Origin of the sequence: Paraburkholderia sp. SARCC-3016, assembly GCF_031119615.1 — a bacterium.
GTDB lineage: Bacteria > Pseudomonadota > Gammaproteobacteria > Burkholderiales > Burkholderiaceae > Paraburkholderia.
The window spans coordinates 44912-66227 of the sequence record NZ_JAVHZD010000003.1 but is presented as its reverse complement, the minus strand read 5'-3'; the positions used below and the strand labels follow the sequence as shown (position 1 = coordinate 66227).

The window sequence follows — 21316 nt, the reverse complement described above, 5'->3', positions numbered from 1 at the left end:
TCCTTGCAAGCGCGCGAGCGACGGCCTTCGCGGTGCGCTTCGCATGGCGCGGCGGCGCAATGCGTTGCGGGGTGCGTGTTGCAGGTACGCTTAACGCTCGCGGCAGCGTCGTCATTGAGCTAAAATTTTTCGCCATGTTAGATCCTCGCGCACAAACCCTCCTCAAAACGCTGATCGAGCGGTATATCGCCGAAGGTCAGCCGGTAGGCTCGCGCACGTTGTCGCGGTTCTCCGGGCTCGAACTGAGCCCGGCCACCATCCGCAACGTGATGTCCGACCTCGAGGAGCTCGGTCTCGTGATCAGCCCGCATACGTCGGCTGGACGCATTCCGACGCCGCGCGGTTACCGGCTTTTCGTCGACACGATGCTGACCGTCGAATCGGTCGCCGATGAAGAGGCCGTGACACGGGCTGTCAAAAAGACGCTGCAGCCCGACACGCTGCAGGCCGGCGAGCCGCAAAAAATCGTCGCGGCCGCGGCGAGCGTGCTGTCCAACCTTTCCCAGTTCGCCGGCGTCGTGCTGACGCCGCGGCGCAGCCACGTATTCAAGCAGATCGAATTCATGCGTTTGTCCGACAAGCGCATCCTGCTCATCATCGTGACGCCCGAAGGCGACGTGCAGAACCGCATGATGGCGACGCAGCGCGACTATTCGCCGGCCGAACTCATCGAAGCCTCGAACTACATCAACGCGCATTTCGCCGGGTTGTCGTTCGACGAAGTGCGCCGCCGGCTGCGCGAAGAGATCGACCAGCTGCGCGGCGACATGACGACGCTGATGCATGCGGCCGTCACGGCGAGTACCGACGAAACCGATACGGGCGAAACCGTATTGATTTCGGGTGAACGCAAACTGCTCGAGGTGGCCGACCTTTCGTCGGACATGGCGCGGCTGCGCAAGCTGTTCGATGTGTTCGACCAAAAGACGAGCCTCCTTCAATTGCTCGACGTATCGAGCCACGCGCAAGGCGTGCAGATTTTCATCGGCGGAGAGTCGAATCTCGTGCCGATCGAGGAAATGAGCGTCGTAACCGCGCCGTACGAAGTGAACGGCACGATCGTCGGTACGCTCGGCGTAATCGGGCCGACCCGCATGGCTTATAACCGTGTGATTCCGATTGTCGATATCACTGCGCGCCTGCTTTCGTTGACGTTGAGCCAGCAGTAGAGCCGCAGGCGCGTGGCTGTGCGGCGTGCCGCACATTTTCATGCATGTGCCTGCCTTCATGATGCTGCGTTGTGCGGTGCCTGCCAATCTGCCGAATGGCTAGCTTTCGGTCATGAAACGCGCCGCTATAATGGCCTTCACCTGAAACGCTTGTCGTTCGCCCCGCAGCCCTTCGCCTTTAATTCGTTACCTATGCACTTCGATCTCGAGCGGCCTCTGCAGTCTGCTGTCGCGCACCGCGTCGCGGTCCTGCTGATCAACCTTGGCACGCCCGATGCGCCGACGGCGGGCGCGGTGCGGCGCTATCTCGCTCAGTTCCTGTCCGATCCGCGCGTGGTCGAAATTCCGGCGATGCTGTGGCAAATCATTCTCCGCACGGTGATTCTGCCGTTTCGCAGCCCGGCATCGGCGAAGAAGTATGCAGCGGTATGGATGCCCGAAGGGTCGCCGCTCAGGGTCTACACCGAGAAACAGGTGGAAGGCCTGCGCCAGTTGCTGCACGCGAACGACTACGCGGTGATCGTCGACTATGCGATGCGCTACGGCACGCCCGACATCCCGGCCATGCTGAATCAGCTGAAGCTGGCGGGCGCCGAGCGGGTGTTGCTGATGCCGATGTATCCGCAGTACTCGTCCTCGACTACCGCCACCGCGTTCGACGCGGCGTTCGGCGCGTTAAAACGGATGCGCAATCAACTCGAGATCCGCACTGTGCGCCACTATGCCGATCATCCCGCGTATATCGCCGCGCTGGCGGCGCAAGTGAAGCATTACTGGCACGCGCACGGACGTCCGGATTTCGCGGCGGGGGACAAGCTGGTGTTGAGTTTTCACGGCGTGCCCAAACGTACGCTGGACCTTGGCGACCCGTACCACGAGCAATGTCAGCAAACGGCGTCGCTGCTCATGCATGCGCTGGAACTGACACCGGTCGAGTGCCGGGTCACGTTTCAGTCGCGCTTCGGCAAGGCTGAATGGCTTCAGCCTTATACCGCTCCGACGGCCAAAGAACTCGGTGCGGCCGGCGTGCGTCGTATCGATGTGTTTTGCCCAGGATTTACCGCCGACTGCCTTGAGACGATCGAGGAGATCGGCATGGAAGTGCGCGACGAATTCGTGCATGCGGGCGGCAAGGAGTTTCACCGCATTGCTTGCCTGAATGCCTCGCCCGCGTGGATCGCCGCGCTTGGCGAAATTGTCGCGCAACATTTGCAGGGATGGCCGGTGCAGGAGAGTGCGCGGCAAGCAGCGGTGGCATCGTAAGCGAAGTCTGCTGGTGCTGGTGCTGGCGCGTGCAGCGGGCATGCTGTCTGCACCCGTCACCCGGTAACGTGCTTCTGCTTCTGCTCCTGCACACGCGACACGTCAAAACGCACGAGGCGTTCGAACGACAGAAGATGAACTACAAGATTTCGACTGAACCCGGCGCGCGATTGCGCATCGATAAATGGTTGTGGGCGGCGCGCTTCTTCAAGACGCGTTCGCTGGCGGCGGATGCAGTCGAGAAGGGCCGGGTGCGCATCGGCGGTGCGAGCGTCAAACCCGCGAAGGACGTGCGCGTGGGCGATCTCGTTGAAATTGAAATCGAGCGGATTGTCTGGCAGGTGCAGGTGTTGGGCGTGTGCGAGGTGCGCGGGCCGGCCCCGGTCGCTCAGTCGCTTTACGCGGAAACGGACGAAGGCCGGACGAAGCGGCAGGCGGAACTCGAACGGCGCAAGCACTTTCGGGAGCCGACGGCCGCGTTGCACGGCCGGCCGACGAAGCGCGACCGGCGCGTTATCGACAAATTTTCAGGTGGGGATTGAACAGCGACTCCATCGTCGCGTGCACACCACCGTATTCTGTGGTGTGGTCGTTGACGGCGCCGGACATGCAGATGGTCGTGGTTCCCGCGATGAGCACCAAGGCGACCACCGATATTGCGAAGGTCAGTTTCACGGTACTCCCCCAGGAGATGCCAAACGGGAAACGGGCGGTTCACGGTGGTAAGCGATACGTCAGATTAGGGTAAACATGCCTTTTCTGGCGTTCTCAATGAGTTTAGGTCACTCGCGCATCGCGCTCAATCTCAATATGATGACGGGCGAGTCACGGTTGTAACGGCGAGTTTCTGCGATCGTTTTTTGCCCCGTTGCGGTGCAAAAAGGGCTGCAGAGCCGCTTGAAACCGGCGGTGTGCAACCTCATATCGAGTGCTGTCGAGCAGCTGCGCGTGTTGTGAAATTGCAACGCTTTGCGCGCACGGGAACCGCCTGGTCAAAGCGGGCCATGCGCGCGAAACGCGAGCGACATGCAGGCCGTTTTAATAGTTTTAATTCTTTATCGACTTTCAGCGACATGGAAAACACGCAAGAGAAACCGACGAGCCAGAATCCCACGCCCGCCGACGACACCGCGCGCCAGGCCGCCGATGCCGCGGGGCAGCAGCCCGCAGGCGCAGCCAGTGCGGCCGATACGCAGGCATCGAGCGCGGAAGCCGCACTCGCCGAAGCGCAGGCGAAGGTTGCCGAGTTGCAGGAAAGCTTCCTGCGCGCGAAGGCCGAGACCGAAAACGTGCGTCGCCGTGCTCAGGAAGACGTCGCAAAGGCGCACAAATTCGCGATCGAAAATTTCGCCGAGCACCTGCTGCCGGTCATCGATAGCCTCGAAGCTGCCGTCGCGCATTCGTCCGACGACCTTGCGAAGGTACGTGAAGGCGTGGAACTGACGTTGCGCCAGCTGACCGGCGCGCTCGAAAAAGGACGCGTCGTCGCAATCAATCCGATCGGCGAGAAGTTCGACCCGCATCGCCATCAGGCCATCTCGATGGTGCCGGCCGAGCAGGAAGCGAATACGGTCGTCGCCGTACTGCAGAAGGGCTATGTGATTAACGACCGGGTGCTGCGCCCGGCGCTTGTCACGGTCGCGGCGCCGAAGTAAGCGCGGCGCATTCCGTCCGGCATTCGGCGCGGCATTGGCGCGGCGTTTGACGTGTAACGCAATCGAAGTTTCTTGCATTTCGGTTTATGGCCAGTATCCCTGTCGATCCATCCGCCTTCGCCGCTTTCGATATGCAGGAACTGACCGCCGGTACGTTCGACGCCGGCCTCCAGTCGGCCGGCGACGAACTGGCGGTCGTGTTTTTCTGGGGCTTCGATTGCTTCAACTGCGAGATCGCCAAGAAGGCGATGCTCGCGAAGCCTGATGAGATCCGCGCGCTCGGGCTGCGCTGGTTTCACAGCAATGTGTACGAGCATCGCGAGTTGGGCCGCCGGTTCCTGCTCCATGGGGTGCCCACGTGGTTCTTCTTCCATCGGGGCAAGCGTCTGGGCCGGGCGACCGGCTGGCACGGCATCGCTCAGTTCGAAGCCGCCGTGGCGGCCGCTCGTGAGAAAATCCGCGCCGCCGAACAGGTCAACCTCGAGCGCGACAGCAGAAGCGACGGCGCGGCCGCGGCGATTGAAAAAAATTAAAGACCGCATCGTATTCAAGGTCTTGAAAACGCTGCCAGCGCACTTATGTTGGGTGCAGGTATGAATTGAGGGGCGGGACGACCGGTAGAGAACGGCGTTCCCGCAGCGATCAAAGTCAGGAGATTAGTAAAAATGGGCAAGATTATCGGTATCGACCTCGGCACCACGAACTCGTGCGTGGCGCTGATGGAAGGCAATCAGGTCAAGGTGATCGAGAACTCGGAAGGCGCTCGCACGACGCCGTCGATCATCGCGTACATGGACGACAACGAAGTGCTCGTCGGTGCGCCTGCGAAACGCCAGTCGGTTACCAACCCGAAGAACACGCTGTTCGCGGTCAAGCGCCTGATCGGTCGCCGTTTCGAAGAGAAGGAAGTCCAGAAGGACATCGGCCTGATGCCGTACAAGATCGTCAAGGCTGAAAACGGCGATGCATGGGTCGAGGCGCACGGCCAGAAGCTCGCGCCGCCGCAAATCTCGGCGGAAGTGCTGCGCAAGATGAAGAAGACCGCCGAAGACTATCTCGGCGAGCCCGTTACGGAAGCGGTAATCACCGTTCCGGCGTACTTCAACGACAGCCAGCGTCAGGCGACCAAGGACGCGGGCCGCATTGCCGGCCTCGAAGTGAAGCGGATCATCAACGAGCCGACCGCTGCTGCGCTCGCGTTTGGTCTCGACAAGGCCGAAAAGGGCGACCGCAAGATCGCGGTGTTCGACCTCGGTGGCGGTACGTTCGATATTTCGATCATCGAAATTGCGGATGTGGACGGCGAAATGCAGTTCGAAGTGCTGTCGACGAACGGCGACACGTTCCTTGGCGGTGAAGACTTCGACCAGCGCATCATCGATTACATCATCGGCGAGTTCAAGAAGGAGCAAGGTGTCGACCTGTCGAAGGACGTGCTCGCGCTGCAGCGCCTGAAGGAAGCTGCTGAAAAGGCGAAGATCGAACTGTCGTCGACGCAGCAGACCGACATCAATCTGCCGTACATTACGGCGGACGCGTCGGGTCCGAAGCACCTGAATCTCAAGTTCACGCGCGCGAAGCTCGAGGCGCTTGTCGAAGAGCTGATCGAACGCACGATCGAACCGTGCCGCACCGCGATCAAGGATGCGGGTGTGAAGGTCGGCGAGATCGACGACGTGATCCTCGTCGGCGGCATGACGCGCATGCCGAAGGTGCAGGAAAAGGTGAAGGAGTTCTTCGGCAAGGATCCGCGCCGCGACGTGAACCCGGACGAAGCAGTGGCAGTCGGCGCTGCGATTCAGGGCCAGGTGCTGTCGGGCGACCGCAAGGACGTGCTGCTGCTCGACGTGACCCCGTTGTCGCTTGGTATCGAAACGCTCGGCGGCGTGATGACGAAGATGATCAACAAGAACACCACGATCCCGACGAAGCACGCGCAAGTGTATTCGACGGCCGACGATAACCAGTCGGCGGTGACGATCAAGGTGTTCCAGGGCGAGCGCGAAATGGCGGCGGGCAACAAGCTGCTGGGCGAGTTCAACCTGGAAGGTATTCCGCCGGCACCGCGCGGCGTGCCGCAGATCGAGGTGAGCTTCGATATCGACGCGAACGGTATTCTGCACGTCGGCGCGAAGGACAAGGCGACCGGCAAGGAAAACCGCATCACGATCAAGGCGAACTCGGGTCTGTCCGAAGCCGAGATTGAAAAGATGGTGAAGGACGCGGAAGCGAACGCCGAGGAAGATCACAAGCTGCGTGAGCTGGCCGATGCCCGCAACCAGGGCGACGCGCTGGTCCACAGCACGAAGAAGGCGCTCACCGAGTATGGCGACAAGCTCGACGCCGGTGAGAAGGAAAAGATCGAAGCGGCGTTGAAGGACCTCGAAGACACGCTGAAGAGCGGCTCGGCCGACAAGGCGGAGATCGACGCGAAGATCGAGACCGTTGCGACCGCATCGCAGAAGCTCGGCGAAAAGATGTACGCCGACATGCAGGCAGCGCAGGGCGCGGCCGGCGCGGCAGCGGGAGCTGCGGCTTCCGACAGTGCGCCGGGTGCAGAGAAGGCCGACGACGTCGTCGATGCGGACTTCAAGGAAGTGAAGAAGGACTAAGCCGGGGTGCCGTCCGACCCGAACCGCGCGTGGCTCGACCACGCGCGGCCCGGCTGGAAGACCTGCGGTCAACCCCGGATCGAAGTCTTGGGTCAGACGCCCGGTTAAACCTGGCGTAGTCCCAGGATTAAAACCCCGGGTCAAAACCTGAACGGAAGCCGCACGGAAAACGCGCCTGGCGAGCCTTTTTGGCTCTCCGGGCACATTTGTTTTATGGCAGGCATGGCTTTGCATCGGTAGACAGCTGCGAAGCCAGCGCCGGACGAGTCGCTAGACTCCAGCATTCATGAGGAGCCGCCGCGTTGCAGTGCGCGGAGGGCGTTGAACCGATATGGCGAAACGGGATTACTACGAGGTTCTGGGCGTCGCGAAGAACGCAAGCGACGACGAAATCAAGAAGGCTTATCGCAAACTCGCGATGAAGTATCACCCCGACCGCAATCCGGGCAACAAGGATGCGGAAGAGCATTTCAAGGAAGCCAAAGAGGCCTATGAAATGCTGTCGGACTCGCAGAAGCGCGGTGCGTACGACCAATACGGTCACGCGGGCGTCGATCCGAACATGGGAGCGGCGGGCGCACAAGGCTTCGGCGGTTTTGCCGACGCGTTCGGCGATATCTTCGGCGACATCTTCGGCCAGGCGGCCGGCGGCGGTGGCCGCGGGGGACGTGCCGGTCCGCAGGTGTATCGCGGCGCGGACCTGCGCTACAGCATGGAAATCACGCTCGAGCAGGCTGCGCACGGCTACGACACGCAAATTCGCGTGCCGAGCTGGGTATCATGCGAGGTCTGCCACGGCTCGGGCGCGAAGCCCGGCACGAAGCCGGAAACGTGCCCGACCTGCAGCGGCTCGGGCACCGTGCGGATGTCGCAAGGCTTCTTCAGCATCCAGCAGACGTGTCCGAAGTGCCACGGCACCGGCACGTATATTCCCGAGCCTTGCACGCACTGCCACGGCGCGGGCAAGACGAAGGAAACCAAGACGCTCGAAGTGAAGATTCCTGCCGGCATCGACGACGGCATGCGGATCCGCTCGGCCGGCAATGGCGAGCCCGGCATCAACGGCGGTCCGTCGGGCGATCTGTATGTCGAGATCCACATCAAGCCGCACTCGGTTTTCGAGCGCGACGGCGACGATCTGCATTGCCAGATGCCAATCCCGTTCACGACGGCGGCGCTCGGCGGCGAGATCGAAGTGCCGACGCTAGCCGGCCGTGCGAGCTTCACGGTGCCGGAGGGCACGCAGTCAGGTAAAACCTTCCGTCTGCGCGGCAAGGGTATCAAGGGCTTGCGCTCGAGCATCGCAGGCGACCTGTACGTGCACGTCCAGGTCGAGACGCCGGTCAAGCTTACCGACACGCAGCGCGATCTGTTGCAGCAGTTCGAGAAGTCGCTTGTCGAAGGCGGAGCGCGACATAGTCCGCAAAGCAAGAGCTGGTTTGATCGGGTCAAGAGCTTTTTCGATTAAATTTCGAATTAGTGCAACTTGATGTCGGCGGTACCCATGGCGGTCGATGACCCGCATGCCGCATACGCGCTGCTCGATGATTGCAACTCGACTGCGGTCCGCCGATCGAGTCGTCTGTACACGGGCTTTCGCCATGAGCGCGTATGTACCGACAGCGCGCAACTCGACGCCGTGTGCGAGGCGGCCGCCGACGACGCCCGCCGCGGTCTGCATGCGGTCGTGATCGCGGACTACGAATTCGGCCGCAACCTCGTCCTCACCAAAACGACGCAACGCGTCGGGGCCCGCGCGGGTCCGCATTCGAAGACAACCGGCGCGCTGCGTTTCCTGTTGTTCGATCAGTGCGTGAAGCTCTCGCGCGACGAAGTCGACGCGTGGCTTGTGCAGCGCGACAGCGGCGCGGTCGAGCCGTCGGTGGCGGGCACGGGCGGCGTGCGCGCGAGCGTCGATTATCCCGAGTTCGAGCGCGCGATCGGCGCCATTCACGACGCGTTGCGCGCCGGCGATTCCTATCAGGTCAACTACACATACCGTCTCGCGTTCGACGTGTTCGGACCGCCGGCCGCGCTGTTCCGGCGATTGCGCGCGCGCCAGACGGTGCAGTACGGCGCGCTCATCGCGTTGCCGGAGCGCCGCTGGGTGCTGTCATGTTCGCCGGAGCTTTTCATCGAAAAGAAGAGCGGTGCGTTACGCGCGCGTCCGATGAAAGGCACCGCGCCGCGCTCACGCGACCCGGACGCGGACCGCGCGGCCGCCGATTTTCTTGCGCACGATCCGAAGAACCGCGCCGAGAACGTGATGATCGTCGACCTGCTGCGCAACGATCTGTCGCGCGTCGCGGAGACCGGCTCGGTCAAGGTGCCGGCGCTGTTCTCGGTCGAGCCCTACGAATCGGTCTGGCAGATGACGTCGACGGTGACCGCGCTGCTGCGGCCTCGCACGTCGTTCGCCGATATCCTGCGCGCACTTTTTCCGTGCGGCTCGATCACCGGTGCGCCGAAACACCAGACCATGCAGCTGATCGACGTGCTCGAAAGTACGCCGCGCGGCCTGTACACCGGCGCGATCGGCTGGCTCGATGCGCCCGCGCAGCCGATGGCGCCGGCCACACAGCGCTGCGGCGATTTTTGCCTGTCGGTCGCGATTCGCACGCTGACGCTCGACCCGGTGCCGCCCGGCGTCAGCACCTACCACGGTACGCTGGGCATCGGCGCGGGTATCGTGCTCGATAGCGTCGCGGCCGACGAATACGCGGAGTGTCGATTGAAAGCGCGTTTCCTGACCGAAGCCGATCCCGGCTTCCAGCTGTTCGAAACGATGTACGCAACGCACGAGGCGGGCGTGCGCCATATCGACCGTCATCTCGCTCGTATCGGCGCAAGCGCCGCGTGGCTCGGCTTCGCGTTCGACGAAGCGGCTGTCCGCGCGCGCATAGCGACGCACTGCGATGCGCTGCAGGCCGGCCAGCCGCACCGGATGCGGCTCGTGCTGGAAAAGGCCGGCGCGGTTGAACTGACGGTGGCGCCGCTGATGCCGCTCGCGGACGAAAGCGTCGGAGTGCTACTCGGCCCCGCGCATGGTTTTATGAATGTCCAGTCGGACGATCCGCTGCTGCGTCACAAGACCACGCGCCGCGCCGAATACGATCGCGGCTGGCGCGAGGCGGAAGTGATGGACGCGTTCGATACGCTCTTCTTCAACGAACGCGGCGAATTGACCGAAGGCGGAAGGTCGAACGTATTCGTAAAGCTCGAAGGGAAGTGGTGGACGCCGCCGCTCGATTGCGGCGTGCTGCCGGGCGTGATGCGCGCGGTGTTGCTCGATGACGCGGACATGGCCGCCGCCGAGCGCGTGCTGACGCGCGACGATGTGATCAACGCCGAAGCGCTCCTGATCTGCAACGCGCTGCGCGGCGCATTGCCGGCGCGGATCGTCAGCTGAGACGACTGGTCGTGACCGCGAATGCACGTCGACCCGCACGTCGACCCGCACGTCGGCCTGCAAGAACGCCCGCGCGCTTAACGCGGGCGGGCTAGTTCAGAACGTGTGCTCCGCGGCCGGGAACAAGCCATCCTTCACTTCGCGCACGTACGCTTCGATCGCAGCGAGAATGCTCGAACTGCCTTGCATGAAATCTTTCACGAAGCGCGGACGCTTACCGGGGTAAATGCCGAGCATGTCGTGCAGCACGAGCACCTGACCTGAACAGTCGAGGCCCGCGCCGATGCCGATCGTCGGAATTTTTAGCTGCTTCGTCACTTCGGCGGCGAGCCGCGCGGGAACCGCTTCGATCACCATCAGCTGCGCGCCGGCGTCCTGCAACGCGCGCGCATCGCGCAACATCTGGCTTGCCGCTGCTTCGGTTTTGCCTTGCACCTTGAAGCCGCCGAACGCGTGCACCGATTGCGGCGTCAACCCGATGTGCGCACATACGGGCACCGCGCGCTCGACAAGAAACCTCACGATGTCCGCCGCCCATTCGCCGCCTTCGAGCTTCACCATCTGCGCGCCCGCGCGCATCAGCGTGACGGCGTTTGCAAACGCGTCGGCGGCGGTGCCGTAAGTGCCGAACGGCAGGTCCGCGACGATCAGCGCGGACGGCCGCGCGCGCGCGACGCAGGCCGTGTGGTACGCGACGTCTTCGAGCGCGACGGGGAGCGTGGTGGTCTGGCCTTGCAGCACGTTGCCGAGCGAATCGCCGATCAGCAGCGAATCGACACCCGCATGATCGAGCAGCGATGCGAAGCTCGCGTCATAGCAGGTCAGCATCGCGATCTTTTCGCCGGCCTCGCGCATTGCCTGAAGTTTCGGCACCGTGATCGCGTTGCGGCTCGTTTCCTGCAAATAGCTCATGGGGCAATCCGTTCGTTGAAGAGGGGAACGCGGGAAACCGGGGCCGGCGCGTTATAGCGACGTGCCCTTGACGAAGAATTCCTTGCGGCCGCGCATCGTCTCGATGCGTTCGGCCAGCAGCGCAAGGTCCGCGTTCGATTCGATCGGGTTCAGATGTTCGGCGTTGACCGTCAGCACCGGCGTGCGGTCGTAGTGATAGAAGAACTCGTTGTACGCGTCGCACAGTGCGCGCAGATAGGCGTCAGAGATCTGCAGTTCCATCGGCACCGCGCGTTTCTGGATGCGCGAGAACAGCACCTCGGGACTCGCCTGCAGATACACGACGAGATCGGGTGCGGGCCCGTCGGCTTCGAGCCGTGCGGCCAGCGCGCGATACAGCTGCCATTCGTCGTCCTTCAGCGTGAGGCGCGCAAAGATGCCGTTCTTCTGCGTGATGAAGTCCGTGATGAGCGGCGTGCCGGCCGCCTGCAGCGCGGCAATGTCCTGGATCTGCTGGGTGCGCTGCAGCGCAAAGCTCAACTGCGCGGGCAGCGCATAGCGCGCCGTATCGCGGTAGAAGCGTTCGAGAAACGGGTTGTCCTGCGGCCGTTCGAACAGCGTCTGCATCGACCATCGCTCGGCGAGGCGCATCGCGAGCGACGTCTTGCCGACACCGATCGGCCCTTCGATCGCAAGATACGCATACGGCGCCCGCGTGGCCGGCGCGGTCACCGTGAGCGGCGATGCGGTCATGAGCGGCGATGCGGTCATGAGCAGCCGCCCTTGCCCGGTTCGCCCGCATCCTTGCCGGCGACTTTGCTACCGCTCAGGGCGGCCAGCGAGGGGCACAGACACGCGGCCTTCACCTTCTCGATACGTTGCGCTGCGACCGCTTCGAGGAAATCGTGCGCGCGGCCGCGTTGAGGAATGATCAGCGACGGCTCGATTTCGACGAGCGGCACGAGCGCGAACGCGCGCTCGGTGAGCCGCGGATGCGGCACCGTCAGATCCGGTTCGTCGATGCAATGCTCGCCATACAGCAGGATGTCGAGATCGAGCGTGCGCGGCGCGTTGCGATACGGCCGTTCGCGGCCGAAGTGGGTTTCGATCTTGTGACAAAGCGCGAGCAGATGCCGTACCGGCAACGCCGTCTCGAGCTTCACGGCGAGGTTGAAATAGTCATCGCCGCCCGCGTCGATGGGGGCAGTGCGATACAGGCTGGACTTCGCGAGCACGGTGATCGCGTGCTGCTGTGCGAGGCACACCACCGCGTCTTTCAGGGTCTGGCGCGCATCCCCGAGGTTTGCGCCAAGGCCGAGATAGGCAACCGTCATGGCATCACTTCCTACGACTTTCGTTCGACGGCTTCCGCCGGAACCGCGTCAGTCTTCGTGTGTGCCGTTGGGGCTCACATCCTTGACTTCGCCGTTGCCTGCGGGCGTGCCGCCCTCCATACCGTCGCCCGCCTTGCGGTTTCTGGCGCCACCTCCGCGCCGCCGTCGTTTTCTGGGCGTCCGGTCCTTCCCGCCTTGCGTGAGCAATGCTTCGCGCGCGGCAGCGTCTCCATTGATGAATTCAGTCCACCACGCAGCAACCGATTCGTCCAGTTCACCGGATTCGCTGCGCAGCAGGAGGAAATCATACCCCGCTCTAAATCTTTGGTGTTCGATCAGCTTCAGCGCACTGCGTCCGGAGCGCCGCTCGAGACGCATCTGCAGGCCCCAGATCTCGCGCATATCGGCCGAGAAGCGCTTGTGAATGGCAAGCTTCTCGGTCTGCATGTCGAGCACGTCGTCCATCGCGCGATGCAGCGCCGGCACGGGGAATTCGCCGTTCGCCTCGTACTGCTGCCAGCGCTGCTGCACGTCGTGCCACAACAGCGTGGCGAACAGGAAGCCCGGCGACACCGTTTTGCCCGCCATCACGCGCGCATCGGTCTTGTTCAGTGCGAGCGTGATGAAGCGCTCGCCGTGCGGCTGTTCGAGCACGACATCGAGCAGCGGCAGCAGGCCATGATGCAGCCCTTCCTTGCGCAGCCGCTGCAGACATGCGAGCGCATGTCCCGACAACAGCAGCTTCAGCATTTCGTCGAAGAGGCGCGCCGCAGGCACATTGTTGATCAGATCCGCGAGCGAGGTGATCGGCGCGCGCGTCGCATCGTCGATCTCGAAGCCGAGCTTGGCCGCGAAGCGCACGACGCGCAGCATTCGCACCGGGTCTTCGCGATAGCGCGTCGCCGGATCGCCGATCATCCGCAACAGGCGCGCGCGCACGTCGGCCATGCCGTTGTGGTAATCGAGCACCGTCTGCGTCGCGGGGTCGTAATACATTGCGTTGATCGTGAAATCGCGTCGCGTCGCGTCTTCGTGCTGCTCACCCCATACATTGTCGCGCAGCACGCGTCCGCTCGCATCGACCGCATGCGTGCGGCGATCGAGCTCGTCGCGCCTCAGGCGCCGCGGCGGCGTGGCGGGCTCGCTTGCAGCGGACTGTGCCGCATCGGCAGACTCAGGCGCCGCGGCGGCAGCCGGCGGATCGACCAATGCACGGAACGTCGATGTCTCGATGATTTCCTGGCCGAACTGCACATGCACGATCTGGAAACGCCGCCCGATGATGCGGGCGCGGCGAAACAGCCGTTGTACCTGTTCGGGCGTCGCGTCGGTCGCGACGTCGAAGTCTTTCGGTGCGATACCGAGCAGCAGGTCGCGCACCGCGCCGCCGACGATAAACGCGCGAAAGCCCGCCTGCTGCAGGCCTTCGGTGACGCGGATCGCATTGCGGGATATCAGCGCGGGGTCGATGCCGTGAACGTCCGACGCAATGATGACGGGCAGGTTCGGGTCGCGCGCGCTGTCGTCCTTAACGGCGGCGCCGGCGCTGGACGCGCGTGCGGGCTTGCGGCGCGAACGGGTCGAAGACGAGGTCGAAGCGGCGGATGTGTCAGAAGCGGCGGCGGTCGCTGCAGCGGGCGCGCCGCGCGGCGGCGGATTTTCGACGCGTTTCGCCGCCGCCGTGTCTTCTTCGTGCAGAGGGGTGGACGGGTCTTCGTCGGCGAGATTGTCGGCGTCTGCCCGGTCTTGTCCGAACAGCTTGCGAATGAGTTTTTTGATCACGTGGTCTGGAATAGTTCGAGGATGCGCCAGCCGTGCGTCTGCGCATACTCGCGCAGCGTGTCGTCCGGGTTGGTCGCGATCGGGTCGGTGACCTTTTCGAGCAGCGGGATGTCGTTATGCGAATCGCTGTAGAAGTAGCTGCGCTCGAAATCCGACCATGTTTTGCCGAGCGAGGCGAGCCATGCCTCGGTGCGCACGATCTTGCCTTCACGGTAGCTCGGCGTGCCGGTCGGCCGGCCCGTATAGGCCGATGCCGGATGGCCGTCGATGGTTTCCACTTCGCACGCGATCAGCTTGTGGACGCCGAACATTTCGGCGATCGGCGCGGTGATGAACTCGTTCGTGGCGGTGACCATGCAGCACAGGTCGCCCGCATCGCGATGCTCGCGCACGAGTTCGATTGCGGCCGGCACGATGGCCGGCTTGATGACCTCGTGCATGTACTGGTCGTGCCACGCCTTCAGCTGCTCGCGCGAATATTTCGCAAGCGGGGTCAGCATGGCGACGAGATACGCGTGGATATCGAGCTTGCCGGCCTTGTAGTCGGCATAGAAGCGGTCGTTTTCGCGCGCGAAGTTCTCAGCGTCGACGATGCCGAGTTTCACCATGAAGCGCCCCCACTCGTGGTCGCTATCGGTGGGAATGAGCGTGTGATCGAGATCGAAAAGTGCAAGATTAGCCATGGGGGCCTATTTTACTTGAAGCGGCCTGATCGGATGGCTGAAACGGCGCGTCCGGACCGTGCGGGCCCGAGGGGGCGGTATTCGCGGCGCCGGCCTTGCCGCCGCTTTCGCCGCCCGGGCTGCCGCTCGTCGCGTTGCCGCCGGCCGGGTTGCCGCCAACGGCATCGGCGCCGGCGGCAGCAGAAGCGGGCGCGAGCCTCGAGTCGGGCGAGGCGAGCATGGTGCGTAACAGCGGCAGCGTCACCGCGCGCTTCTGTTCGAGCGAGAAGCGGTCGAGCGCATCGAGAAGCGCCATCAGGCTCGGCATATCGCGGCGAAAGTGCGTGAGCAGATAGGCGGGCACGTCGTCGGCGAGCGCGATGCCGCGCTCGTGCGCCGCGTGCTTCAATACCGCGGCCTTGCCGTCGTCGGACAGCGGCGCGAGATAGAATACGAGGCCCCAGCCGAGGCGCGTGCGCAGGTCTTCGCGCACTGCAAGGCCGAGCGGCGCCGCGGCGCCGGTCGCGACGAGCGCGCTGGCCGGGTGCGCGCGCACTTCGTTGAACAGATTGAAGAGCGCGATCTGCTGCGCGGCCGATAACGCATCGCAATCGTCGATCGCATAGAGCGTGACGCGCGCATCGAACGCGAACGCGTCGAGGCTGCTGTGCGGTCCCGCGTAGCGTACGTGGCCGGGCGCTGCTTCGTGCGCGAGCGCCTGCAGCAGATGCGTGCGGCCGCTGCCCGTTTCGCCCCACACATAGAACGTGCGGTCCGCGACGGGGCCCGCCGCCAGCGCGGCGTCGAGTCCGCGCAGGCGCGTGACCAGCTCGTCGTTCGCGCCGGCGAAGAAATTGTCGAAGGTCGATGGCGGCGGTGTGCCTAGATCGAGCGTAAGTTGGCGCAGCACAGTATTCGATAGAGAGAAGGACGGTCAGTCCCGCGGCAACCCGTATGCGCGCATCGCAATGCCCGACCGGTACGCGAACTCGACGCAAACGCGGGTTAAGCGAGGATCACGCGTGCGTCGAACACGCGGGTCGAACACGGCGCAACATGACACAAAACGCGCCGCAAGCACGTCGCAAGCACGCCGCAAGCACGGCCTCACGGCAATACAGCGGCGCACGTTAATCGCCGGCATCAATTCTTGTAAAGCGTGCTCGACAGATAGCTTTGCCGCAATTCGCGCCACGCGACGGACAGGATCGCGCTGACCGGCAGCGCGAGCAGCACGCCGAAAAAGCCGAACAATTGACCGAACGCGAGCAACGCGAAAATCACGGCAAGCGGGTGCAATCCGATGCGTTCGCCGACGAGACGCGGTGTCAGGATAAAACTCTCGAGAATCTGGCCGACGCCATACACGATGGCGACTGCGCCGATTCCATACCAGCTGCCGAACTGCAGCAGCGCGGCGACGAGCGCGAGGATCAGGCCCGTCGCGAAACCGATATAGGGAATAAACACCGCGAGACCGGTAAATATGCCGACCGGCAGCGCGATCTCGAACCCGGCGGCCCATAGCGCGACCGAATAATAAACCGCGAGCACGGCCATGACGAGCAACTGGCCGCGCAGGTATTGCGACAGCATCTGGTCCATGTCGTGCGACAGCTGCAGCGTCTTGCCGAGCCAGCGGCGCGGAATGAAGTGCGTGATGCGGCGCGTCATCGCGTTCCAGTCGTAAAGCAGGTAGAACAGCACGAGCGGCACCATGACGAGATTGCCGACGATGTCGAGCATCAGGTTGCTGCTCGTGCGGATCGACGTCCATGCGTAGATCACGACAGTCTGCGCACTGCCTTCGAGCTGGTTCGTGACGAGATCGCGAATGCTCGCGAAGTCGAGCGAATCGGCGAGGCCGAGGAGCTCGAGCTTCGGCTGCAGCCACTGGTGGAGGTGCGAAATCATGACGGGCACCTGCTGGCGCAACTGCGGCACTTCCTTCTGCACGACGGCGAGTATCAGCAGCACGAGCCCTGTCACCATCAGCGTGAAGAACAGCATCATGAGCAACGCGGCGAGGCCCTTCGGCACGCGGCGGCGCCTGAGCCACGACACGCCCGGATGCAGGATGTAAGCGAGGATCGCGCCGAGCAGAAACGGTGTGAGCACCGGGCTCAATAGCCACAGAAGAATGCCGGTGACGAGCGCGATGGCGAACCAGATCATCGCGCGCCGCTGATACGGCGTAAAAATCGGAGCGTTCTGCTGCAAGATAAACTTTTCCTCGTTTTCCTGGGTGGGGTTTCCCCGCCGGTGCGGCGGTGCAAACGGCGCGTATACCGGGGGAAGAATTCCAGCCCGCGGGCCGGCATCAGGTAAAATCGCATTTTACCGACCTTCTCGCGCTTTCCTTATGAATCAACCGAAATCCGCTCCTGACGCTCAAGGTTTGTCGTATCGTGACGCCGGCGTGGACATCGAAGCGGGCGATGCCCTCGTCGATGCGATCAAGCCCTTTGCGAGGAAAACGCTGCGCGACGGCGTGCTGGCCGGCATCGGCGGTTTCGGTGCGCTGTTCGAGGTGCCGAAGAAATATCGCGAGCCCGTGCTCGTGTCGGGCACCGACGGCGTCGGCACGAAGCTGAAGCTCGCCTTCCACCTGAACAAACACGACACGGTCGGCCAGGATCTCGTCGCGATGAGCGTCAACGATATCCTCGTGCAAGGCGCCGAGCCGCTCTTCTTCCTCGACTATTTCGCGTGCGGCAAGCTCGAAGTGGGCACCGCGGCGACGGTCGTCAAAGGCATTGCATATGGCTGCGAACTCGCGGGCTGCGCGCTGATCGGCGGCGAAACGGCCGAAATGCCGGGCATGTATCCCGATGGCGAATACGATCTCGCGGGCTTCGCGGTCGGCGCGGTCGAAAAGAGCAAGATTATCGACGGCAGCACGATCGTCCCGGGCGATATCGTGCTGGGCCTCGCGTCGAGCGGCATCCACTCGAACGGCTACTCGCTCGTGCGCAAGATCGTCGAGCGCGCGAATCCCGATCTCACCGCCGACTTCGACGGCCGCCCGCTCGCCGATGCGCTGATGGCGCCCACGCGCATCTACGTGAAGCCGTTGCTCGCGCTGATGGAACAGATGCCGGTGAAGGGCATGGCGCACATCACGGGCGGCGGGCTCGTCGAAAACATTCCGCGCGTGCTCAAGGCAGGGCTCACCGCCGAGCTCGATCATCGCGCATGGCCGCTGCCGCCGCTGTTCGCGTGGCTGCAGAAGCACGGCGGCGTCGCCGACGCCGAGATGCATCGCGTATTCAACTGCGGCATCGGCATGGCCGTCATCGTTTCCGCGCAGGACGCGAAGCAGGCGATCGGCCTGCTGTCCGCCGCGGGCGAGCAGGTGTGGCAGATCGGCACCGTGCGGCAAAGCAAGGAAGGCGAGGCACAGACGGTCGTCATCTAACGGCGAGCGCCTGGATAGCCAGGGCAACCGAGCAAGGCAACGGAGGCAACTGCTCCGGCAGCGCATTCAACGAAAAACGGCACGCGAATCTGGATTGATGCGCGTGCCGTTTTTCGTTTCGGTTCGTTTGCTTCAACCCCCCCGGCTTCACTTTCCCATTTCACCTTCCCACTTCAATCGTCGGACTCGGGCCGCACAATGAGAAGGTTCTGCACCGAAGTCACGCCGGCGACCTTGCCCGTGATGCCGGCCGCGGATGCAATCATATTCTGGTCGGGCACTGCGCCGATCAGCGCGACCTTGCTGCCTTTCGCGCGGATCAGAATGTCGGTCGTATCGATCTTCGCGTGGGCCAGCGCGACCCGAACGTCGCGTTCGAGCTTGTGATTGGCGTGACGCAGGCTCGCGTGAGTCGCGTGCGTGGCGGGCGTCGTCGTCTGCGTGGCGGACGACGTCTGCGCATCTTGCGCGAAGGCGGCATGTCCGAATAACGATGCGGTCGCGATGGCGGCGGCACATATGATCGTTGCACGGGTGGAGACGAGCTTTCGGCTTGACTTCATCTGACTCACGGAAAATCTCCTTCTGTAATGAATGCAGTCGGGATGCGATTGCAGAAACGGCGATGCCACAATGTGCATCCGCAACGAAATCGCGGCTTGTGCCGGGCAATGGAAATTGACGAGTTCGCACGGAGTCCGGTTGCGCCGCCGGCACGGCCGCGCGTACCGCGACAGCAGTGTCAAAGACGCGCATTGACGTTGCCGAAAGGCATCTGCAACCCTTGCGCTGCCTGCACCAGAAACCGTGCGAATTCGAAATTGCAGTGCGTGGCGGGAAACGCGTTGTTTCGCGACAGGACAGACTTGCGTCACCCGTCGGGCTCGGCGCCTCATGCATCCATCGTCCCGGCTCCGACAAATCAAGAACGACACGACGCGCACAATCCTCATGACCAACCCGTCCGCTCGCGACTGGCTGTTTTCGGTCAAGACTTTCGTGGCCGGGATGCTCGCGTTATATATCGCGCTCGCCGTGCCGCTGCCGCGGCCGTCGTGGGCGCTGGCGTCGGTCTATATCGTGTCGAACCCGTTTGTCGGCGCAACGCGCTCGAAGGCGATGTTTCGCGCGATCGGCACGATGATCGGCGCGGCGATGTCGGTGGCGCTTGTGCCGCCGTTCGTCGAGTCGCCGTATCTGTTCAGCGTGCTCGTCGCGCTGTGGACCGCGACGATGCTCTACCTGTCGCTGTCGGACCGCAGCGCGCGTTCATACGTGTTCGTGCTCGCGGGCTTCACGCTGCCGCTCGTCGCGTTTCCGACGGTGACGAACCCGACGGCGATCTTCGATGTCGCGATCGCGCGCACCGAGGAGATTCTGCTCGGCATCATCTGCGCAAGCGTCGTCGGTTCGATCCTGTTTCCGAGCCGGCTCGCGCCGACGCTGCTCGCACGCACCGACTCGTGGTTCGCCGATGCGGCGCAGTTCGCACGGGCCGCACTGTCGGCGCGCTCGCACGACGTCGTACAGCTGCCGTTGCAGCAACGGCTGGCCTCGACCGTCAAGGCGCTCGACGTACTGCTCTCACAATTGACTTACGATCACGCGAGCCCGGACGTCGTGTCGCGCGCCTACGCGCTGCGCGAACGCATGCAGCTGTTTCTGCCCGTGCTGGCGGCGGTGGCCGATCCGCTCGCCGCGTTCCGGCGCTCGGCAGCGATGGCCCGCGTGCCGGAATTCGAGCCGTTGCTTACCGACGTTGGCAAGTGGATCAATGCGCCTTCGCGCCGAGATCAGAGCGTATCGGCAATCGGCGACGCCGAAGCGACGAGCCTGCGCGCGCGCATTGCCGCGCTGCGCGTGAGCGTGCCCCGCACGCTTGGGCCATGGGACGGCGCGCTGCTGTCGAACGCGCTGTGGCGCGTGCAGATGGCAATCGACATCTGGCAGGATTGCCGCGAACTGCGTGCGCTGTTCGATCATTCCGACGGCATCTGGCATCCGCGCTTCCGGCATTGGCGCGTGAACGGCGAGCAGATCTGGGTCGATCACGGCTTCATGCTGTTTTCGTCGGCCACCGTCGCGGGTTTCGTGGTCGTTGCCTGCAGCCTGTGGATCGCCTCCGGCTGGCACGACGGCGCGAACGCGGTGTTTATCGCGACGGTGGCGTGCTGCTTTTTCGCGGGCCTCGACGAGCCCGCGCCGGCCATCTTCCGGTTCTTCGTTGCGAACATCGTGTCGGTGGTTCTATCGGGCGTCTATCTCTTCGTCGTGCTGCCCGAGGTCCATAACTTCGAGACACTGGTGCTCGTGTTCGCGGTGCCGTTCCTCGCGATCGGCACGCTGATCGCGCATCCGAAACTCAATGCGGTCGCCGCGGTGATCGCGCTCTTCACCGCGACGTTCATCAGCCTCGCCGGCTCGTACGACGCGAACTTCCTGGTGTTCCTCAATACGACCTCCGCGTCGCTCGCGGGCATCGTATTCGCGTTCGTCTGGACCCAGGTGACGCGGCCGTTCGGCGTCGAGTTCTTCGCGCAGCGGCTGATCCGCGCGACCTGGGCCGACGTCGCGCGCTCGGCGTCCGCGCAGCCGATCTCCGATGAGCGCACGTTCTTCTCGCTCATGCTCGACCGTCTGATGCAGGTGCTGCCGCGCGTCTCGACTTCGGGCCCGCATCATCATCCTTCGCTCGAAACGTTTCGCGATCTGCGCGTTGCGTCGAATTCGCTCGATCTGCGCCACTACCGCGATGGCGTTGCCGCCGAAATGAGCGAACAGCTCGACCGCGTGCTGGTCAACGTGCGCACCTACTACGAACTGTGTATCGCGCGGCGCAAGCGCCAGCCTGTGCCGCGCGGGCTTATCGAAGCGATCGATGCCGCGCTGTCGCGCGTCTCGCAATGGGGCCCGGGAACAACGGCGGGGACCACCGGCGGGACTACTGCGGGCGCGCCGCCTTCGTTTTCGACCGAGATCCGGCTGCGCGATGCGGTGCACGCGCTCGTCGGCCTGCGCCTGTCGCTCGCGCCGCTCGCCGCGGGTGCGCCGGCGGCGCCGCCCGGCCTCGCGGGGGCGGGCCCGGCGTCCACCGCGTGAATGCCACTCTCGAACGCTACAC

At 63.8% G+C, this 21316-nt stretch carries 18 protein-coding genes and 1 pseudogene; 10 read left to right on the top strand and 9 right to left on the bottom strand.

The annotated features are described in order from the left end of the window. Window positions 1–134 precede the first annotated feature (134 nt). From hrcA to QYH69_RS04365, 3 genes are all read left to right on the top strand, one after another. Window positions 135–1169, top strand: a complete 1035-nt coding sequence (hrcA, locus tag QYH69_RS04375; RefSeq protein WP_075158084.1) for a heat-inducible transcriptional repressor HrcA — start codon at window positions 135–137, stop codon at window positions 1167–1169. 192 nt (window positions 1170–1361) lie between these two features. Further along, entirely contained in the window at window positions 1362–2432 is a 1071-nt protein-coding gene (gene hemH / locus QYH69_RS04370; protein WP_308830688.1) for a ferrochelatase, read from the top strand. Window positions 2433–2566: 134 nt separating this feature from the next. Next, entirely contained in the window at window positions 2567–2974 is a 408-nt protein-coding gene (locus QYH69_RS04365; RefSeq protein ID WP_308830687.1) for an RNA-binding S4 domain-containing protein, read from the top strand. Here QYH69_RS04365 and QYH69_RS04360 read toward each other — a convergent pair. After that, window positions 2946–3107: a hypothetical protein gene (locus QYH69_RS04360; protein WP_219799017.1), complete on the bottom strand. Its 162-nt coding sequence runs from the start codon at window positions 3105–3107 to the stop codon at window positions 2946–2948. The two genes, QYH69_RS04365 and QYH69_RS04360, sit on opposite strands and share 29 nt — an antisense overlap. Window positions 3108–3505: 398 nt before the next feature. On the opposite strand from QYH69_RS04360, the gene grpE reads away from it, so the two are divergent. The 5 genes from grpE to pabB all read left to right on the top strand — a co-directional run bounded on the left by grpE (window position 3506) and on the right by pabB (window position 10108). Next, complete coding sequence (gene grpE, locus QYH69_RS04355; protein ID WP_308830686.1) at window positions 3506–4087, top strand: nucleotide exchange factor GrpE; 582 nt, start codon at window positions 3506–3508, stop codon at window positions 4085–4087. Between the two features lie 86 nt (window positions 4088–4173). Continuing rightward, window positions 4174–4620: a thioredoxin family protein gene (locus tag QYH69_RS04350; protein ID WP_308830685.1), complete on the top strand. Its 447-nt coding sequence runs from the start codon at window positions 4174–4176 to the stop codon at window positions 4618–4620. A gap of 132 nt (window positions 4621–4752) precedes the next feature. Then, window positions 4753–6699 carry a molecular chaperone DnaK gene (gene dnaK, locus QYH69_RS04345; RefSeq protein WP_308830684.1) on the top strand — a complete coding sequence of 649 codons (1947 nt, stop codon included), beginning with the start codon at window positions 4753–4755 and terminating at the stop codon, window positions 6697–6699. A 331-nt stretch (window positions 6700–7030) separates the two neighbouring features. Then, window positions 7031–8167, top strand: coding sequence for a molecular chaperone DnaJ (gene dnaJ, locus QYH69_RS04340; RefSeq protein WP_308830683.1), 1137 nt, complete (start codon window positions 7031–7033; stop codon window positions 8165–8167). A 36-nt stretch (window positions 8168–8203) separates the two neighbouring features. Then, window positions 8204–10108, top strand: a complete 1905-nt coding sequence (pabB, locus tag QYH69_RS04335) for an aminodeoxychorismate synthase component I (protein ID WP_308830682.1) — start codon at window positions 8204–8206, stop codon at window positions 10106–10108. A gap of 96 nt (window positions 10109–10204) precedes the next feature. Here pabB and panB read toward each other — a convergent pair whose 3' ends face one another. From panB to QYH69_RS04300, 7 genes and pseudogenes are all read right to left on the bottom strand, one after another. Further along, the gene (gene panB / locus QYH69_RS04330; RefSeq protein WP_308830681.1) at window positions 10205–11020 is read right to left on the bottom strand and encodes a 3-methyl-2-oxobutanoate hydroxymethyltransferase; all 816 of its coding nucleotides are present in this window, start codon (window positions 11018–11020) and stop codon (window positions 10205–10207) included. Window positions 11021–11071: 51 nt separating this feature from the next. Continuing rightward, window positions 11072–11752, bottom strand: coding sequence for a deoxynucleoside kinase (locus QYH69_RS04325; RefSeq protein WP_308830832.1), 681 nt, complete (start codon window positions 11750–11752; stop codon window positions 11072–11074). Window positions 11753–11766: 14 nt separating this feature from the next. After that, window positions 11767–12333 carry a 2-amino-4-hydroxy-6-hydroxymethyldihydropteridine diphosphokinase gene (gene folK, locus QYH69_RS04320; RefSeq protein ID WP_308830680.1) on the bottom strand — a complete coding sequence of 189 codons (567 nt, stop codon included), beginning with the start codon at window positions 12331–12333 and terminating at the stop codon, window positions 11767–11769. A 48-nt stretch (window positions 12334–12381) separates the two neighbouring features. Next, entirely contained in the window at window positions 12382–14115 is a 1734-nt protein-coding gene (gene pcnB, locus QYH69_RS04315; protein ID WP_308830679.1) for a polynucleotide adenylyltransferase PcnB, read from the bottom strand. Further along, window positions 14112–14798 carry an HAD family phosphatase gene (locus QYH69_RS04310; RefSeq protein ID WP_075158073.1) on the bottom strand — a complete coding sequence of 229 codons (687 nt, stop codon included), beginning with the start codon at window positions 14796–14798 and terminating at the stop codon, window positions 14112–14114. The genes pcnB and QYH69_RS04310 overlap by 4 nt, the downstream gene beginning before the upstream one ends. Window positions 14799–15000: 202 nt before the next feature. Further along, window positions 15001–15687 (bottom strand): annotated as a pseudogene (hda, locus tag QYH69_RS04305) (DnaA regulatory inactivator Hda); the annotation flags it as partial. Between the two features lie 233 nt (window positions 15688–15920). Further along, window positions 15921–16997, bottom strand: coding sequence for an AI-2E family transporter (locus tag QYH69_RS04300; RefSeq protein WP_308830678.1), 1077 nt, complete (start codon window positions 16995–16997; stop codon window positions 15921–15923). A gap of 142 nt (window positions 16998–17139) precedes the next feature. Here QYH69_RS04300 and purM point away from each other — a divergent pair, with 142 nt between their 5' ends. Further along, entirely contained in the window at window positions 17140–18195 is a 1056-nt protein-coding gene (gene purM, locus QYH69_RS04295) for a phosphoribosylformylglycinamidine cyclo-ligase (protein WP_308830677.1), read from the top strand. A gap of 173 nt (window positions 18196–18368) precedes the next feature. Here purM and QYH69_RS04290 read toward each other — a convergent pair whose 3' ends face one another. Beyond that, entirely contained in the window at window positions 18369–18758 is a 390-nt protein-coding gene (locus QYH69_RS04290) for a BON domain-containing protein (protein WP_308830831.1), read from the bottom strand. Window positions 18759–19146: 388 nt separating this feature from the next. On the opposite strand from QYH69_RS04290, the gene QYH69_RS04285 reads away from it, so the two are divergent. After that, window positions 19147–21294: an FUSC family protein gene (locus QYH69_RS04285; protein WP_308830676.1), complete on the top strand. Its 2148-nt coding sequence runs from the start codon at window positions 19147–19149 to the stop codon at window positions 21292–21294. Window positions 21295–21316: the final 22 nt, after the last annotated feature.

Bases quoted from the DNA above. Each gene is read 5' to 3' on its own strand.
- hrcA (WP_075158084.1), top strand. From the start codon at position 135: ATGTTAGATCCTCGCGCACAAACCCTCCTCAAAACGCTGATCGAGCGG.
- hemH (WP_308830688.1), top strand. From the start codon at position 1,362: ATGCACTTCGATCTCGAGCGGCCTCTGCAGTCTGCTGTCGCGCACCGC.
- QYH69_RS04365 (WP_308830687.1), top strand. From the start codon at position 2,567: ATGAACTACAAGATTTCGACTGAACCCGGCGCGCGATTGCGCATCGAT.
- grpE (WP_308830686.1), top strand. From the start codon at position 3,506: ATGGAAAACACGCAAGAGAAACCGACGAGCCAGAATCCCACGCCCGCC.
- QYH69_RS04350 (WP_308830685.1), top strand. From the start codon at position 4,174: ATGGCCAGTATCCCTGTCGATCCATCCGCCTTCGCCGCTTTCGATATG.
- dnaK (WP_308830684.1), top strand. From the start codon at position 4,753: ATGGGCAAGATTATCGGTATCGACCTCGGCACCACGAACTCGTGCGTG.
- dnaJ (WP_308830683.1), top strand. From the start codon at position 7,031: ATGGCGAAACGGGATTACTACGAGGTTCTGGGCGTCGCGAAGAACGCA.
- pabB (WP_308830682.1), top strand. From the start codon at position 8,204: ATGGCGGTCGATGACCCGCATGCCGCATACGCGCTGCTCGATGATTGC.
- panB (WP_308830681.1), bottom strand. From the start codon at position 11,020: ATGAGCTATTTGCAGGAAACGAGCCGCAACGCGATCACGGTGCCGAAA.
- QYH69_RS04325 (WP_308830832.1), bottom strand. From the start codon at position 11,752: ATGACCGCATCGCCGCTCACGGTGACCGCGCCGGCCACGCGGGCGCCG.
- folK (WP_308830680.1), bottom strand. From the start codon at position 12,333: ATGACGGTTGCCTATCTCGGCCTTGGCGCAAACCTCGGGGATGCGCGC.
- QYH69_RS04310 (WP_075158073.1), bottom strand. From the start codon at position 14,798: ATGGCTAATCTTGCACTTTTCGATCTCGATCACACGCTCATTCCCACC.
- purM (WP_308830677.1), top strand. From the start codon at position 17,140: ATGAATCAACCGAAATCCGCTCCTGACGCTCAAGGTTTGTCGTATCGT.
- QYH69_RS04290 (WP_308830831.1), bottom strand. From the start codon at position 18,758: ATGAAGTCAAGCCGAAAGCTCGTCTCCACCCGTGCAACGATCATATGT.
- QYH69_RS04285 (WP_308830676.1), top strand. From the start codon at position 19,147: ATGACCAACCCGTCCGCTCGCGACTGGCTGTTTTCGGTCAAGACTTTC.